We start from the raw sequence: 14,322 nt of genomic DNA on the forward strand, positions 1-14,322 counted from the left end.
GTGTGGTCGCCGACGGCTTAGCGAGCCCGCCTATGCCGCCTGCAAGGCCCAAATGCGGTGGCCGTAGCGGCGAAAGAAGCGCGCCAGCAGGCGTTGTTGCCTCGCCCTGGCGAGGTCCGCCAGGCGCCGTTCCTGGCGCCAGCGCGGCATGTTGCGGCAGAAGGAGATGAAGCGGGCGGCGTCCTCGATGGCTTCTTGTGCCGATAGCGCCGGGCCGATCGCCGCCAGGAAAAGCGCTTCCGATTGTTTCAGCGCGTCGACGACCACCTTGCGCCTGAAATGGCCGAGGCGCGCCTGGCGGATGCCGTGTTCGCGGATTCTCGCGAAGGCCTCGATGAGAGCGTGACTGTCGCCGCCATAGCCGCAGGCATGAGCGAAATCGGCGGCAAGGGCGTCCATCGTCTCTCCCGGGGTGCTGCACGCGCGCCGACTCGGCTTTGCAAGCGATATAGAAGCATAACTCAAAAATTGGCGAAAGAGAAACTTTTGCGGAGCCCTGAAAGATGCGACTCGACTCTCGTTTCAAAACACAGGAATATGCGAACAAACAAGGAACAAAGAGGCGAGCCGCGATGGCATTGACGGGCAAGGGATCAGTGATTGCGGATGTCGTTTCGATATCGGTCGAATGCGCCGATTGCGGCCGCAACAGGTGGTGGAAGCCCGATCAGCTGCGGCGCTTCGGCGTGACTGGCAATACGCCGCTGGCAGCGCTTTCGGGCCGGCTGGTCTGCTCGGCCTGCCGCGCCGACGGGCTGCCGGGCACGGCGATCCAGATCCGGGCGGCGTTTATCGACGAGCGCCAGCGCGTGCGCAGCGAGGCGCTGATGCTGAGCGAGCGCGAGATGTCGCTGGAGGGATCGGGGCGGGCGTGAGGGTGGCATCGACGCTGGGTTTTGCCTGCTCTCCTTGTGGGAGGAAGAATTGCCCCGTCGCCCTCAATAGCCCAGCAATTCCTTCAACGGAATGACCCGCCAGACCTGCTTGATGGCGTAGCGGTTGAAGGTCAACGTCTTCGGCGGATTGTACTGTTCGACCACCAGTTCGGCGGCGGTGCGCTTGACCAATTTCTTGATGAAGGCCTTGCCGTTGCGTTCGTTCTCTTCCGGGAAGGTTTCGATCACCACGTGATCGCCCGGGACGGCATCGCGGCCGCCGCAATAGATCAGGTCTCCGGGCTCGTAACGGGGTACCATGGAATCCGAGAGCACATGCAGCGCGAACACCTTGGCCAGGTTGCGGATGCCGGGTGGGCGCTGGACGTAGCCGGCGGGCTCGCCGTTGAAGGTGAAATCGCCGTCGTCGCCGCCAACGGCGGCGCCCAGCACCTGGATGTCCATCGGCCCGGCGGGGGGCGGCCCGGCGTCGGTGACGATCTCGGCGTCGTTGACCGGTCCGGCATCGTCGAGGAAAACCACCTCGCCCTTGCCGAGCGCCACCGGGTCGACACGCAGAAAGGCGGCAGTCTTCAGGAGGTTTTCCGTCTTGGGCAGGTTGCGACCGGTTTCCCAATTGCCGACGGCGGCGACGTCGGTGTCGTTGTGCTCGGCGATGTGGCGCATGACCAGGCCGCGCTGCTTGCGCGCCTGGCGGATTGCCGCCCCGACCTTGATCGACAGTTGCGTTTTCACCATGGCGCCCATGTGACCAACAAGCGCTGCTTTCGTCCATGAAAGAATGGCTTGCATAAGCTTTTGAGTTATGCTTATATCCGTTCATGCAAAAGCTCAACCCCTTCCGAGTCGAAAGCGCCCTCAGGCCAGCTTCACGCGAGCCGGCCAGCGCTCATTCCCTTTCGCCCCGGCTGTCCTCCTCCCCGGCCAGGGCGAAGCGCGAGGCTGATTGCCCCGATGCATCAGCCGCACGTCCGGTCCGCCCGTCACCGGCGGCCGGAACGGCCGGAGCCGCCGCTCCCCGCGGCTCCGGCCCCCAATTCAGCGCGGTGCGGATCCGCTCCCTGATCCGCACCGAGGACGGCACCGTGATCCTGCTTGACAGGCTGACGGGCAGGGCGGTTTCCGCACCCGACCGGGTGACGGCAGAGACGCGGCTGGCGCGCCTCGCCGCGCTGGACGGCCGGCCGGGCTGAGGCCGCCAATCCAACGGCCGACAGGCCGGATCGAACCCGACAATGCCCACCGCCTGCGGCGGGCCGACACTCGCCGGCCGCGTCGCGCGCTGCCGCGGCCGCGCAATGGACGGAGACCAGGACATGGCACTTTACGGCGACAAGGAATTGCAGGCGATCGCCGGCTGGCTGACGGACGGACTTTCCGCCTCGCGCATCGCGGCTCGGTTCAGCGCGTCGCGAGGCAGCCCGGTGTCGCGCGACGCCATCATTGGCATCGTTCACCGCAACGCCATGCTGAGTTCTATCGGCTTTGCCAACAGCAAGCGGATCGCGGCAGCCGAGAGGGCGAATGACAAAGCCGCCGACCGCGCCGCCAAGGCCGGACACAAGCGCGTGCCGAAGGGTGAAGGTGCGGAACGCCTCGCAGCGCGCGAGGCCGGCGTGCTGATCGCGGACGGGCAAGCCTACCGCCTCGAGGTACCGGTGCCGCATCGAAGCCCGATCGGCCGCCAGCCGCATGGCGTGGCAATGCGCTTCGTCGACTGCCTGTTCGGCCGCTGCCGCGCTCCGCTCGACCTGGCGCTGGAGCAAAATCCGGAAAACGATGCTCCCGGAGGCCGGCCGGGCGTCCACATGCTGTGCTGCGGCATGCGCACAAGGGCGATGAAAAGCTACTGCACCTATCACCAGGCGCGCTTCCACCGGCGTGTCTGCGAGGCGGGGTGAGCTACCTTCCCCGGTTCTCGGGAGACGATGCCGGCAGGAGGCAACGCCGGTCAGGATTGGGAACACATCCGAGAGCTTGGGAGATTGGTTCAGATGCAAGGTATCGAAGCGTTGGCGCCTCTCATTGGCCTGCTAAGCATTTCTCTCCATAAGACGGGGAGAAAGAAGCTTGCTGCAACGCTGGCTTTTCTTTTGCAGTGTTGGCGATCTGGCGAGAACGGCGGCCACGCAACGCTTTTATTTTGGCAGATCGTGGCCCTGCTTTGGCATCCGCACGCTCATTGCATCAGGCATCGCTGGCCGGCCGTCATCGCCGGCCAATATGCGGGTAACCCGCGCGAAGCCGGTGAACGCTTTCATCGCGTCGGCGTGCGAAATCTGCGCCGCGATGGCCGCACTGCACGCGTTGAGCGCACTGCGGTAGACGTGACCACGCCGTTCAACCGGCCAGCGCTGCAGGAAGTCGGCTGCCTCAACGACGCTGTCGATCACCTCGACATGCCCGTCCAGGCATACTTTGAGCGGAGATCCTGTTTTCATGGTACCCACGGCGGTTACCTTGGCGTTGCGCGCGGCTCGGAAGCCAGCCCCTATCAACGTGCAAGGCGGCGGCGCGGTTGCATCACGTTTTCAGCCGCCTCACGGGCCCGCGGCGGCGTCGAGCCATTCATGGGCGCGGCTACGCGGCTTTGCCACCAGCAGCCCCTGCTGCCCGGCCGCCTTGGTGAAAGCCTCGAAGGCGACGCGCTGGCGGCAGCTCCCGTCGATGGCGAGCCTGACCAGCCTTGCCGCATCCAGATAGGCGGTGGCCGTCTTGTCAGGCCATTGCCGGCGAAGCGCGGTCGCCGCCTGGGCGATGGAGCCCACCAGCATGGTCTTGTTGTCGCAGAAGCGCAAGGTCACCGGCATGAAGGCGGTCATGGGCATACCTCCTGTTGGTTTGGTGCGGCACAACGCCCAGCCTCGCCGCTGGTTCCGGCGCACGCAGCCAATTTCGCCAGGGATTGCTGCCCCGCCAGCCAGCACCTCAATCCACTCCCCACAAGGACGCAGCCATGAGCAAGAAAGCCGCCAGATCAGCCAAACCGCAGACGCCGAAGCTGCCGAAGGGCGAGGCCGAGCAGGTGCGCATCCGCCGCGAGGTCGGCCATGATTTCGCGTTGCGGGACGATGAGTTCGGCCGCAAGCGGCTCGCAACCGGGACATCGGAGGCGCGGCGCGTCTATGAGGTGTCCAATGACGGCCATACCTCCACCGGTGGTATCGTGCGGGTGCGCAGCATCGATCCGCTGCTGGGCATCACCTCGCTGTCGCGCCAGCAGCGCGAAGCCGGTCTGCGCTACCGCGAGGATTTCCGCGCCAGCCAGCAGGCTGATATCAAGCCGATGCGCTGGAGCGAACGCGTCGACGGCGACAGGACAAGCGGCGGCATCACCGACAGCGTGCTCAATGCCGGACGGTCGCACGCCGCCGCGACCCGCGCGCTCGGCCATTGGGAGGTGGTCGACGTGGTCCGGAAGATCGTGTGCCTGGAGCAGTCGGTCAGAGGCGTGGCGGGAGAGATGAGCGAGGGCAGGGACGTGGCGGCAAAGCTGTTGAGAATCGGGCTCGATCTGCTGGCGATGCATTACGGGATGATGATGCGAAGATAAGGTTGGGCCCCGAGGAGTTGCGGCGCGCACGACAAGTGCTCCGCTCCAGGGCATGGCGCTGTGCATGACATCCGGCCGGCGCGATGCCGGCCGGATTGGTTGTCAGGTCAACGCCTGCAGACGCGGACTCTCTCGATGACCCGATGGTGATGACGCCAGTGCTTGATCACCTCGGTGTGGCAGCGACGATGACCGTAGTAACGCGGACGGTAGCTCTCGTCATACATGCTGTAGCGGCGATAGTAGCCGTCATCGTCGGAATAATCGCGATAGTGGTGACGATATCTGGGAACATAATAATCGTCGTCATAGCCGTTGCCGATGCCAAGCGTGATGCTGGCGGCATTTGCCGGGGCGATCACGGCCACCGCCGAAGCGACGGCAATCACGGATGCGAGCAAGAGTTTCTTCATGGCAACCTCCTCTTTAAGGCTCATCTAATAAACGCTGCCCTCGCGGCCCTGTTCCCATAAAGCCGGTAAACCAATGTTTCGTGCCCGCGCGCGCTGTGAGGGGGCGGCGCCTTGGCAGCGCGCCTTTGAAGAAGGGACGTTAACCCCTTCTAAAACAGCGCCTTCTCCAGCGGCTTCTCCAGCGTCTCGGCGAAAGCGGTCGCCAGATGGTGGCGGTCGCGGAAGGCGATCTTGCCGCCGATGAAGACATGGCAGGTGGTCTGGTTGCAGAACTGGTCGGTCATATCGACATAGCGGGCGTTCGGAATGCTGCGCACGACGTCGCGCTCCACCGCGGCCATGGCGTCGTTGGCGGCATAGGCGCGCGTCTGATCACAGAGCGAGGGCGTGTCGCCGCGCCACAGCGCACGCGCCACGCAGGTGTCGACCTGCTCGTCGTTGAAGGGCACGTCGCGGATGAAGGCGACTTTCAGCCCGGCCTTGCTGAACGTCTCCAGCGTCGAACGCAGGCCAGCCTTCCACTCCGCGTCCTGACTGTCGGGCTCATCCTTGCCGGCGGCCATCTTGCGCGAACTGGTCAGGGCGATTTCCGAGATCACCACCAGGGCCGGCCTCAGCGCCAGGATCTCCTTGATCGACTGCTCGCGCCACTGGTCGCATTCGGCGTAGTCGCGCTTCAGCTTGCTCGACCATGTCGACAGCCGGGACGCCCGGCACGAGGATTTGAGCCAGGTAACCACCCGGTAATCGCGCTTTTCGGCCGCCTGGATCAGCGGCGTCGACCAGTGGTCGGCATGTGAATCGCCAAACAAGGCGATCGTGCCTTTCACATTCTTGGCGCCAAACACGCAGGGCTTCGGGGTGATGGTCTCGTAGTCGAGCACGCAGCCGCCCCTGGCGCGCGCGGTGGATGGACGCGCCGCACTTTGGGCGATGACGCGCTGCTCCGGATCGAGTTCGTGAACGGCAAACTTGGCATTGGCGTAGGCCGCGACCACGCCGGCGCCGGTCAGCAGCGCCGCGGGCACGAGCGCGCGGGCGGCGCTTGCCATCAGCCAGCCGTTGCGGCGCACGGGGTTTTCGATGACGTGATAGGTGAAGATGGAGAGCATCAGCGTCAGTGCCAGGCAGGCAAACCTGTCCAGCCCGGAAAGCTCCGCGGTGACCATTCCCGCATAGACGATGACCGGCCAGTGCCAGAGATAGAGCGAGTAGGAGAGCTTGCCGATCCATTGCATGGGCGGCAGCGACAGGAGAGCCGCGGGGCCGCCGGCCAGCTTGCCATCCGCTTGGCGCTCGCCTGCCCCGCTGACCAGCAGCAGCACCGTGCCGACGACCGGCAGCAGCGCCAGCAGGCCGGGGAAGGGCAGCGCCTCGTCCAGCAGCAGATAGGCGGGCACGATCAGCGCCAGGCCGAGCCAGCCTTGCGCGGCGCGCAGCCGCGGGTGGCACCGGAGAAAACTTGCCGGCACCATCGTGGCAAGCCCGCCGGCGGCGAACTCCCAGGCCCTCAGCGGCGAGAAATAGAAAGCCCAGGGCGGCGAAACGCTGGTCAGCCAGGCGCAGGCCACGAACGACACCAGGCCGGTGACACCGATGACCACGATGGCCGCGCGCCGTCCCGGCCGCAGCCATGCGGCGAGAACAAGCAGCGCCGGCCATGCGAGGTAGAACTGCTCCTCCACCGATAGCGACCAGAAATGGATGAACGGGTTGTTGGCGGCGTCTGAAGCGAAATAGTCGAACGACCAGCGGATCAGCCACAGGTTGATCATATAGGCCGAGGCAAACATCGCCCCCTTCGAATAGAGCGCCTGTTCCTCCGGCGACAGGATGAAGGCGCCGGCCAGCAGCGTGGCCAGGATGACGAACAGCGAGGCCGGCAGCAACCGCCGGGCGCGGCGGGCATAGAAGCGCCACAGGTTCAGCCGGCCGCTCTCGCCGATCTCCTGCAAAAGGTGTCTTGTGATGAGATAGCCGGAGATGACGAAGAAGATGTCGACGCCGGCAAAGCCGCCGGGCAGGGCTGTGAGGCCGAAATGATAGGCGACGACACCGGCTACCGCCAGTGCGCGCATTCCCTCGATATCGGGTCGGAACGATGCTGCCACGACAAATCCTTCGTGCAAGCCCAACCCGCGGCCATTGTCGGCCGGGGCGGATCGTATCGCAATGCAACAAATCTTTCGCAACGCAACATGGCAGGAAAAAGGAAAAACGGCACAAACGGGCCTGGGCATGGATAGCGCCTGCACCGGAACCATCACAACTTGCGTTTCCGTAAATTTGCATCCGCCCTATTTACGACTAACATGTTAGCGTGATAGCACTACCTGCGCACTGCTCTTTGGGAGACTCGCTGGTGACATCGCGTTTTGGTCTTTCGGTTGCCCTGGCCACGCCTTTCGATGCGTCGGGGCAAATCCTCATTCCACCCATGGTGACGTTGGCCCGGAGCTGCCTGGCACAGGGCTGCACCAGCGTGACGCTTTTCGGCACCACCGGGGAGGGCGCTTCGGTCGGCACCGGGGAGCGGCGGGCCGTCACCGAGGCGATGCTGGCGGCCGGCATCGCGCCGCATCAGCTTGTCGCAGGCGTGCTGGTCGATGCGGCCGAGGATGCAGCCGAGCAGGCTCGCCATGCCTTGCAGCGCGGCGCCCGCAACATCCTCCTTGCCCCTCCCAGCTATTTCAAGAATATCGGCGACGATGGCCTTTTCGGCTGGTTTTCCGCTGTCTTTGCCGCTCTCGGTCCGCTGGCCCGCGGCGTGCTGCTCTACAACATCCCCTCGGTCACCACGGTGCAGCTTTCGCTGGGGCTGATCGGCCGGCTGCGCCAGGCGTTTCCGGACGTGGTCGCCGGCGTCAAGGATTCCGGCGGCGACTGGGCCTATAGCGAGGCGCTGCTCGGCGCCCATGGCGATCTGGTGATCCTGATCGGTGACGAGCGGCATCTGGCGCGGGCGGTCAGGATCGGTGGCCAGGGCGCGATTTCGGGCATGGCCAATTTCGCCGCCGGCGAGGTCCTCGCCATGGCGCAGACGGGGCAGGACGATGCGCGGGTCGAGCGTTTCGTGCTCGAGCTGCTCAAGCACCCGGTCATTCCGGCGGTCAAGGTGATGGTGGCGCGCAAAACCGGCGACGAGCGCTGGCTGGCGGTGCGGCCGCCGCTCGAGCCGATCGCGGCGCCGGGGCGCCAGCAGCTTGGCGCTGCCTACGACACTCTTTTCGCGGCCGCGGCGGCCTGACGGGGAAGGGAAGCGCTGAAATGGCCAATGGCGGCGACCAGACAAATCTGCGGGAGCAGGCCTATGCCAGCTTCACGCGGCATTTGCTGGCACGCGACCTCAAGCCGGGCCAGTTCGTGTCGCAGCGCGAACTCGTCGCCTTCACCGGCCTGCCGCTCGGCGCCATCCGCGAGATCGTGCCGCGCCTGGAAGCCGAGGGGCTGCTGACGACGATCCCGCAGCGCGGCATGCAGATTGCGCATATCGACATCAGCCTGATCCGCGAGGCCTTCCAGTTCCGCCTGTTCATGGAGCGCGAGGCGGTGGCGCTGTTCACCGTCAGCGCCTCCGACGACGAACTCGCGCGCTTGCGCCGCGAGCATGAGGACATGCTTGCGCAGGCGCTGGCGCAGACCCCGACGCCGGAGATGGAGGCCAGGGCTCAGACCATCGACTGGGCCATGCACGATACTTTCATCGATGCGCTCGGCAACGAGATCATTGCCAAGGCCTATCTGGTCAATTCGGTGAAGATCCGCCTGATCCACCAGGAACGGTTCCGCATCGACGGGCGCGTGGTGCCGGTGATGCGCGAGCATCTGAGCGTGATCGAAGCCCTCGAAAGCCGCAATCCACAAAAGGCGGTCGAGGCGATCAGCCAGCATATCGACAATGCGCGCCGGCTGGCGCTCCATATCTGAGGAAGCAGGCCGCGCCGTGCCTGTCGCGGCGCAATCGACAACGACAGCAACCGGGAGGAAGAAATGCCGTCCAATCCATTCAACCCAACCAGAAGACAGCTCCTTGCGGGCGCCGCCATGCTCGCCGGCGCCGGCCTTGCCGGTATCCGCCCGAGCCTTGCCGCCGGCGTCGACTGGAAGCGCTTCGCGGGCACGACGCTCGACGTCAATCTGGTGAAAAGCCCGCGCAGCGACACGCTGATCAAATATCTCGCCGAGTTCGAGGAACTGACGGGCATCAAGATCAATGCCGAGGCGACGCCCGAGCAGCAGCAGCGCCAGAAGACGGTGATCGAGCTCAGCTCCGGCAAACCCAGCTTCGACGTCGTGCATCTGAGCTACCATGTGCAGAAGCGGCAGTTCGAGAAGGGCGGCTGGCTGGCCGACATATCGGGCTACCTTGCCGACCCGACGCTGACCGATCCGAGCCTTGTAGAAAAGGACTTTGCCGATGCCGGCATGCTGTTCGCCAAGGACGGCCAGGGCGTGCTGCGCTCGCTGCCGTTCTCGGTCGACTATTGGATAATCTACTGGAACAAGGAGCTGTTCGAGGCCAAGGGCCTCAAATACCCCGAAACCTTCGATCAGCTCGTTGCGGCCGCGGAGGCGCTGACAGACCCGTCGACCAACACCTACGGTTTCGTCGCGCGCGGCCTCAAGAATGCCAACACGCCGGTCTGGACCTCGCTGATGCTCGGCTACGACATGACGCCGCTCGACGACAAGGGCAAGCTGCGCACCACCGCGCCCGAGGCGGTAGAGGCCGCCGCCCTCTACCAGCGGCTGATGACCAAATCCGCGCCGCCCGGCGTCACCGGCTTCAACTGGGCCGAAGCGCAATCCGCCTTCCTGCAAGGCAAGATAGGCATGTGGTTCGACGGCGTCGGTTTCGCGCCGCCGATGGAAAATCCGGAGAAGTCGAGGGTGGTCGGCAAGGTCGGCTACGGCGTCATGCCCAAGGGCCCCAAGGCGCATGCCTCGGGTACGTTCGGCGACGGGCTCGGCGTGACAGCGGCCAGCGAGAAGAAGGAAGCCGCCTATCTCTTTTGCCAATGGGCGGTGTCGGCCGGCATGGGCGCGCGGCTGCTGCAGGCGGGTGCCGGCGTGCCGTTCCGCAAATCGGTGCTGGAAGACCCAAAGGTGCGCGAAGGCGTGACCATGCCGGCGAGTTGGCTCGATGCCGTGGTCGGCTCCGGCAATGTCAGCCGGCTGGCGCTGCCGGTCATCATCCCGGTCACCGAATTCCGCGACATCTATGGCGTGGCGCTCAGCAACCTGCTCGCCGGGGCCGACCCGGCGGAGGAACTGAAGAAGGCGACGGAACAGTTCCAGCCGGTCCTCGACAGGAGCGAGCAAGGCTGATGTCCGCAACTGCCCCAGAGCGCGCCGAGGCGACGACGAGTCGCGCCGGGGCGACGACGGATCGCGCCGGGGCGACGACCGATCGTACCGGGGTGACGAAACAGGCAAGCGAGGGGGGCCGGCCCGTCAAGCTGGCTCCCAGCTACTGGCCCTTCGTCGTCCCCGCGCTGGTCGTCGTCGGCGCCGTCATCGTCTTTCCCTGGGCCTTCACGCTGTGGATGAGCGTCAACCGCTGGACGCTTGGCCAGTCGCGAAGCTTCGCGGGGATGGAGAACTATCTGCGACTGGTCGGCGATGGGCGGTTCTGGGAATCGCTCGCGCACACTTTGTCCTACACTTTCCTTTCGGTGGCCGCGCCGATGCTGCTCGGCACGGTCGCGGCGCTGATCTTCGATGCCCGGTTCCCGCTGCGCGGCGTGCTGCGCGGTATTTTCGTGATGCCGATGATGGCCACGCCCGTCGCCGTGGCGCTGGTCTGGACGATGATGTTCCATCCGCAACTCGGCGTGCTCAACTACCTTCTGTCGCTGGTCGGCATTCCGGCGCAGGAATGGATATTCAACGCCAGGACGGTCATCCCCTCGCTGGTCGCTGTCGAGACCTGGCAGTGGACGCCGCTGGTGATGCTGATCGTGCTGGGCGGGCTGGCCTCGGTGCCGCGCGAACCCTTCGAGAGCGCCGAGATCGACGGCGCCAATGCTTGGCAGCAGTTCCGGTACCTGACCTTGCCGATGATCGCGCCGTTCCTGATGATCGCGGTGATCATCCGCACGATCGACGCGCTGAAGAGCTTCGACATCATCTATGCGATGACCCAGGGTGGACCGGGCACGGCCTCCGAGACCATCAACATCTATCTCTACAACATCGCCTTCTCCTATTACGACGTCGGCTACGGCTCCGCCATGGCGGTGGTGTTCTTCGTTCTTATCGTAGCGCTGTCCTTCGTCCTGCTGATGCTGCGCCAGCGCAGCCGCTGGACCGACGCGGAGGGCAAATAGATGCGTTCGCGACTGCTCAACCGGATCGGCCTGTTCTTCGCCGCCCTGGTCTTCGTCTCGCCGGCGATCCTGTTCTTCCTCTGGATGATCTCGCTGTCCCTGAAATTCGAGATCGACAACGGCGCCTCGCCGCCGGTCTTCATCCCCGAGCACGTGGCCTGGTCGAACTATGCCAAGGTGTTCGAGGAGAACAATTTCCTGCTCTACTTCTGGAACTCGGTGCTGGTGACCGGCACGGCGACGCTCTTGGCGCTGCTGATCGGCGTGCCTGCCGGCTACGGCATAGCGCGGCTCAAGGCCGAACGGTCGGCGGTCGTCATCATGATCGCGCGTATGACGCCGGGGCTGTCCTACCTCATCCCGCTGTTCCTGCTGTTCCAGTGGGCCGGCATATTGGGCACGCTGTGGCCGCAGATCATCATCCATCTCGTGGTCACGGTGCCGATCGTGGTCTGGGTAATGATCGGCTATTTCGAAACCACGCCGATGGAGCTGGAGGAGGCCGCCAGCATGGACGGCGCCTCCTCATGGCAGGTGTTCCGGCTGGTCGCGTTGCCCATCGCCAGGCCAGGCATCGTGGTGGCCTTCATCCTGTCCATCATCTTCTCCTGGAACAATTTCGTCTTTGGCGTGGTGCTGGCCAGCCGCGAGACGCGGACCTTGCCGGTCGCGGTCTACAACATGCTCTCCTACGAGCAGGTGAGCTGGGGGCCGCTGGCCGCCGCCGCACTGGTGGTGACGCTGCCGGTGCTGGTGCTGACCATGTTCGCGCAAAGGCAGATCGTCGCCGGGCTGACCGCCGGCGCGGTCAAGGGCGGCTGAAGCCGACGACACTCTTTCCAGGTGAGGACATGAAATGGCAGCGGTGACCATCCACAATGTGCAGAAGGCATTCGGAGCGACCAGGATCATTCACGACGTCAGCGTCGACATCGCCGATGGCGAGTTCGTGATCCTGGTCGGACCTTCGGGCTGCGGAAAGTCGACGCTGCTGCGCATGATCGCGGGGCTGGAGACGATCTCGGCCGGCAGGATCGCCATCGGCGAGCGGGTCGTCAACGATCTCAGGGCGCGAGACCGCAACATCGCCATGGTGTTCCAGAACTACGCGCTCTACCCGCATATGACGGTGGCCGACAATATGGGTTTCGCGCTCAAGATCAAGAAAGCCGATCCGGCCGATACCGCCGGCCGCGTCAACAGGGCGGCGAGTATCCTCGGCCTGGAAAAGCTGCTCGACCGCTTCCCGCGCCAGCTTTCGGGCGGCCAGCGCCAGCGTGTCGCCATGGGGCGCGCCATCGTGCGCGACCCGCAAGTCTTCCTGTTCGACGAACCGCTCTCCAACCTGGACGCCAAGCTGCGCGTGCAGATGCGAGGCGAGATCAAGGCGCTGCACCAGCGGCTGGGCACCACCACCATCTATGTCACGCATGACCAGATCGAGGCCATGACCATGGCCGACAAGATCGTGGTGCTGCATGACGGCCTGGTCGAGCAGGTCGGCGCGCCGCTCGACCTCTACGACCAGCCGGCCAATCTCTTCGTCGCCGGCTTCATCGGTTCGCCCGCCATGAATTTCATTCGCGGCCGCATCCAGGAAGGCGTCTTCCGCAGCGCAGGCGGGCTGACCTTGCCGCTGCCGGCGCCGCTTCATCCGGCACAGGTCCCGGGCGGAGAGCTGGTCTACGGCATCCGCCCCGAACACATCCGCGCCAGCAGCCAAGGCATACCCGGCGGCGTCACGCTGCTGGAAGCCACCGGTTCGGAGATCTTCGCCAAGGTCGACTGCGGCGGCGAGGAGATAGACTGCCTTTTCCGCGAGCGGCTGGCGCTCAAGCAGGGCCAGCCGGTGCGCATCGAGGTCGACCGCGCCTGCGCGCATCTGTTCGACGCCGAAACCGGCCGGCGCGTCGGCGAATGACAACAGCCCCGCGAGACGGGGCTGTCTTCAGGGTGCGGGCTACAAAGCCTGCTCTTGGCCGGTCTATTTGCTGCCGCCATTCGCCTTGACGCTGCTGCAGAACTCCGGATGGCTGTTGGCGGCGTTGGCGTCCTTGGCCTCATCGTCGCAGGCCGTCATCATCATCTTCTGGTCTTCCGGAGTGAGCGCTTTCCACGCTTTCGTGAACTCGTCGCTGCTGCGCATCTTCTTCATGCTGGAGTCGGTGTAGAAGGGCTGCATCTTGGCCGGGTCGTCGAGTGCCGACGTGCCCTTGTTCGCGGCGGCGAGGGCCGAGCCCGCGAGCATCGAAAGCGTCATCGCGCCGACGCAGATCATCTTGATGTTCATGATAGGATCCTTCCCTGTTGCTCTTCGACCGTCGAAGCAACGATCTTCAAAGAAACGGAAGGTTTGGAGGAAAGTTCCGGTTCGCCATGTCAGCTGAGGCCCGGTCTGAACAAATATATTGTTCAACGGCGGCGAAACTTTCCGCTTTTTTCTTCGTTTGGCTGCATCGTTAGATTTGCAGCGGGGGCACATCGCACGGGATAGCGCCTTCCTGTTCTCCCTAGCGCGGCTGGACCAGAGTCCGCGCCGCCTCCGCTCCCGCCGTCAGCATGCGATCGGACAATTCAGTTCCCTCCACCGCGCGGGACAGTTGAAGGGCGCCGATGAGCGCCGCGAAAACGCCCAATGCAACGCCCTCCGGATCAGGGATTCCAGGCGGCAACTGCGCCGATAGCTGGCGCACCAGAGTCATTAATCGTTCGGTGTAGAGCGCGCGGGTCTCGGATGGCTGACGCGCGATTTCGGGCAACAGCGCCGCCGAAGCACAGCCGGTCTCCGGATGATCCCGGTGCTCGGGCGACAGATACATCCCCAGGGCCAACTCCAGCCCTCCCGAGGCCAACGCCCCCTGCAATTGCTGCGACTGAGCCTCCAGTGCCGCGACCATGCTCTCGCGGACGAGTTCGGCCTTGGATTGAAAGTGTGGATAGAAGGCGCCGTTCGTCATGCCGGCGTCGCTCATGATGCTTGCCAGCCCGGACGCGGCGATGCCGTCACTGCGAAACCGTTCGGCGGCGACCTCCATGATCCGGCTGCGTGATGCGTCCTTCCGGCCTTTTTCGTAGCGCATGGCGCTCCTTCCGCTTCCCTATTGCATTACACCCGTAATGTGATATTACGA

At 64.8% G+C, this 14,322-nt stretch carries 18 protein-coding genes; 10 read left to right on the forward strand and 8 right to left on the reverse strand.

What is annotated here, in order from left to right; genetic code table 11:
- Nucleotides 1–30 precede the first annotated feature (30 nt).
- Complete coding sequence (locus FJ953_RS01445) at nucleotides 31–399, reverse strand: hypothetical protein (protein WP_140622876.1); 369 nt, start codon at nucleotides 397–399, stop codon at nucleotides 31–33.
- A gap of 173 nt (nucleotides 400–572) precedes the next feature.
- Between FJ953_RS01445 and FJ953_RS01450 the strand changes: the two genes are divergently transcribed.
- Nucleotides 573–875 carry a hypothetical protein gene (locus tag FJ953_RS01450; RefSeq protein WP_140622878.1) on the forward strand — a complete coding sequence of 101 codons (303 nt, stop codon included), beginning with the start codon at nucleotides 573–575 and terminating at the stop codon, nucleotides 873–875.
- A gap of 63 nt (nucleotides 876–938) precedes the next feature.
- Here the strand turns inward: FJ953_RS01450 and FJ953_RS01455 are convergent, their stop codons facing one another.
- Entirely contained in the window at nucleotides 939–1,643 is a 705-nt protein-coding gene (locus FJ953_RS01455; protein WP_140499435.1) for a helix-turn-helix transcriptional regulator, read from the reverse strand.
- 299 nt (nucleotides 1,644–1,942) lie between these two features.
- Here FJ953_RS01455 and FJ953_RS30735 point away from each other — a divergent pair, with 299 nt between their 5' ends.
- A complete protein-coding gene (locus tag FJ953_RS30735) occupies nucleotides 1,943–2,089 on the forward strand; it encodes a hypothetical protein (protein ID WP_246671744.1) in 147 nt (48 codons plus the stop codon).
- Nucleotides 2,090–2,131: 42 nt separating this feature from the next.
- On the forward strand, nucleotides 2,132–2,797 hold the full coding sequence (locus FJ953_RS01465) for a GcrA cell cycle regulator (RefSeq protein ID WP_348640079.1): 666 nt from the start codon (nucleotides 2,132–2,134) through the stop codon (nucleotides 2,795–2,797).
- A gap of 237 nt (nucleotides 2,798–3,034) precedes the next feature.
- On the opposite strand, the gene FJ953_RS01470 is transcribed toward FJ953_RS01465, so the two are convergent.
- On the reverse strand, nucleotides 3,035–3,337 hold the full coding sequence (locus FJ953_RS01470; protein WP_181167247.1) for a DUF982 domain-containing protein: 303 nt from the start codon (nucleotides 3,335–3,337) through the stop codon (nucleotides 3,035–3,037).
- 99 nt (nucleotides 3,338–3,436) lie between these two features.
- Nucleotides 3,437–3,718 (reverse strand): DUF982 domain-containing protein, encoded by a 282-nt coding sequence (locus tag FJ953_RS01475; RefSeq protein WP_140499114.1) that lies wholly within the window; start codon nucleotides 3,716–3,718, stop codon nucleotides 3,437–3,439.
- Nucleotides 3,719–3,852: 134 nt separating this feature from the next.
- Between FJ953_RS01475 and FJ953_RS01480 the strand changes: the two genes are divergently transcribed.
- Nucleotides 3,853–4,449, forward strand: a complete 597-nt coding sequence (locus FJ953_RS01480; protein ID WP_140521422.1) for a DUF6456 domain-containing protein — start codon at nucleotides 3,853–3,855, stop codon at nucleotides 4,447–4,449.
- Nucleotides 4,450–4,556: 107 nt separating this feature from the next.
- Here FJ953_RS01480 and FJ953_RS01485 read toward each other — a convergent pair whose 3' ends face one another.
- Complete coding sequence (locus FJ953_RS01485; RefSeq protein ID WP_140499110.1) at nucleotides 4,557–4,862, reverse strand: hypothetical protein; 306 nt, start codon at nucleotides 4,860–4,862, stop codon at nucleotides 4,557–4,559.
- A 149-nt stretch (nucleotides 4,863–5,011) separates the two neighbouring features.
- The gene (locus FJ953_RS01490; protein WP_140559841.1) at nucleotides 5,012–6,973 is read right to left on the reverse strand and encodes an acyltransferase family protein; all 1,962 of its coding nucleotides are present in this window, start codon (nucleotides 6,971–6,973) and stop codon (nucleotides 5,012–5,014) included.
- Between the two features lie 251 nt (nucleotides 6,974–7,224).
- Between FJ953_RS01490 and FJ953_RS01495 the strand changes: the two genes are divergently transcribed.
- The 6 genes from FJ953_RS01495 to ugpC all read left to right on the forward strand — a co-directional run bounded on the left by FJ953_RS01495 (nucleotide 7,225) and on the right by ugpC (nucleotide 13,112).
- Complete coding sequence (locus FJ953_RS01495) at nucleotides 7,225–8,109, forward strand: dihydrodipicolinate synthase family protein (protein ID WP_140622880.1); 885 nt, start codon at nucleotides 7,225–7,227, stop codon at nucleotides 8,107–8,109.
- Nucleotides 8,110–8,129: 20 nt separating this feature from the next.
- On the forward strand, nucleotides 8,130–8,789 hold the full coding sequence (locus FJ953_RS01500; RefSeq protein WP_140499104.1) for a GntR family transcriptional regulator: 660 nt from the start codon (nucleotides 8,130–8,132) through the stop codon (nucleotides 8,787–8,789).
- 63 nt (nucleotides 8,790–8,852) lie between these two features.
- Nucleotides 8,853–10,190 (forward strand): sugar ABC transporter substrate-binding protein, encoded by a 1,338-nt coding sequence (locus tag FJ953_RS01505; protein WP_140622882.1) that lies wholly within the window; start codon nucleotides 8,853–8,855, stop codon nucleotides 10,188–10,190.
- Entirely contained in the window at nucleotides 10,190–11,191 is a 1,002-nt protein-coding gene (locus FJ953_RS01510) for a sugar ABC transporter permease (protein ID WP_224519032.1), read from the forward strand. Before FJ953_RS01505 ends, FJ953_RS01510 begins: the two co-directional genes overlap by 1 nt.
- On the forward strand, nucleotides 11,192–12,013 hold the full coding sequence (locus FJ953_RS01515; RefSeq protein ID WP_140499101.1) for a carbohydrate ABC transporter permease: 822 nt from the start codon (nucleotides 11,192–11,194) through the stop codon (nucleotides 12,011–12,013).
- 34 nt (nucleotides 12,014–12,047) lie between these two features.
- Complete coding sequence (gene ugpC / locus FJ953_RS01520; RefSeq protein ID WP_140622884.1) at nucleotides 12,048–13,112, forward strand: sn-glycerol-3-phosphate ABC transporter ATP-binding protein UgpC; 1,065 nt, start codon at nucleotides 12,048–12,050, stop codon at nucleotides 13,110–13,112.
- A 63-nt stretch (nucleotides 13,113–13,175) separates the two neighbouring features.
- Here the strand turns inward: ugpC and FJ953_RS01525 are convergent, their stop codons facing one another.
- Both FJ953_RS01525 and FJ953_RS01530 read right to left on the reverse strand, forming a co-directional pair.
- Entirely contained in the window at nucleotides 13,176–13,481 is a 306-nt protein-coding gene (locus tag FJ953_RS01525) for a hypothetical protein (protein ID WP_140499097.1), read from the reverse strand.
- A gap of 220 nt (nucleotides 13,482–13,701) precedes the next feature.
- On the reverse strand, nucleotides 13,702–14,271 hold the full coding sequence (locus FJ953_RS01530; protein WP_140499095.1) for a TetR/AcrR family transcriptional regulator: 570 nt from the start codon (nucleotides 14,269–14,271) through the stop codon (nucleotides 13,702–13,704).
- Nucleotides 14,272–14,322 lie beyond the last annotated feature (51 nt).

Origin of the sequence: Mesorhizobium sp. B2-3-6, assembly GCF_006442305.1 — a bacterium.
Taxonomy (GTDB): Bacteria; Pseudomonadota; Alphaproteobacteria; order Rhizobiales; family Rhizobiaceae; genus Mesorhizobium.

Coding starts and splice junctions, on each gene's coding strand:
- FJ953_RS01455 (WP_140499435.1), bottom strand. CDS start 1,643: ATGGGCGCCATGGTGAAAACGCAACTGTCGATCAAGGTCGGGGCGGCA.
- FJ953_RS01465 (WP_348640079.1), top strand. CDS start 2,132: ATGCCCACCGCCTGCGGCGGGCCGACACTCGCCGGCCGCGTCGCGCGC.
- FJ953_RS01530 (WP_140499095.1), bottom strand. CDS start 14,271: ATGCGCTACGAAAAAGGCCGGAAGGACGCATCACGCAGCCGGATCATG.
- FJ953_RS01450 (WP_140622878.1), top strand. CDS start 573: ATGGCATTGACGGGCAAGGGATCAGTGATTGCGGATGTCGTTTCGATA.
- FJ953_RS01480 (WP_140521422.1), top strand. CDS start 3,853: ATGAGCAAGAAAGCCGCCAGATCAGCCAAACCGCAGACGCCGAAGCTG.
- FJ953_RS01445 (WP_140622876.1), bottom strand. CDS start 399: ATGGACGCCCTTGCCGCCGATTTCGCTCATGCCTGCGGCTATGGCGGC.
- FJ953_RS01505 (WP_140622882.1), top strand. CDS start 8,853: ATGCCGTCCAATCCATTCAACCCAACCAGAAGACAGCTCCTTGCGGGC.
- FJ953_RS01485 (WP_140499110.1), bottom strand. CDS start 4,862: ATGAAGAAACTCTTGCTCGCATCCGTGATTGCCGTCGCTTCGGCGGTG.
- FJ953_RS01510 (WP_224519032.1), top strand. CDS start 10,190: ATGTCCGCAACTGCCCCAGAGCGCGCCGAGGCGACGACGAGTCGCGCC.
- FJ953_RS01475 (WP_140499114.1), bottom strand. CDS start 3,718: ATGACCGCCTTCATGCCGGTGACCTTGCGCTTCTGCGACAACAAGACC.
- FJ953_RS01470 (WP_181167247.1), bottom strand. CDS start 3,337: ATGAAAACAGGATCTCCGCTCAAAGTATGCCTGGACGGGCATGTCGAG.
- FJ953_RS01525 (WP_140499097.1), bottom strand. CDS start 13,481: ATGAACATCAAGATGATCTGCGTCGGCGCGATGACGCTTTCGATGCTC.
- ugpC (WP_140622884.1), top strand. CDS start 12,048: ATGGCAGCGGTGACCATCCACAATGTGCAGAAGGCATTCGGAGCGACC.
- FJ953_RS01500 (WP_140499104.1), top strand. CDS start 8,130: ATGGCCAATGGCGGCGACCAGACAAATCTGCGGGAGCAGGCCTATGCC.
- FJ953_RS01515 (WP_140499101.1), top strand. CDS start 11,192: ATGCGTTCGCGACTGCTCAACCGGATCGGCCTGTTCTTCGCCGCCCTG.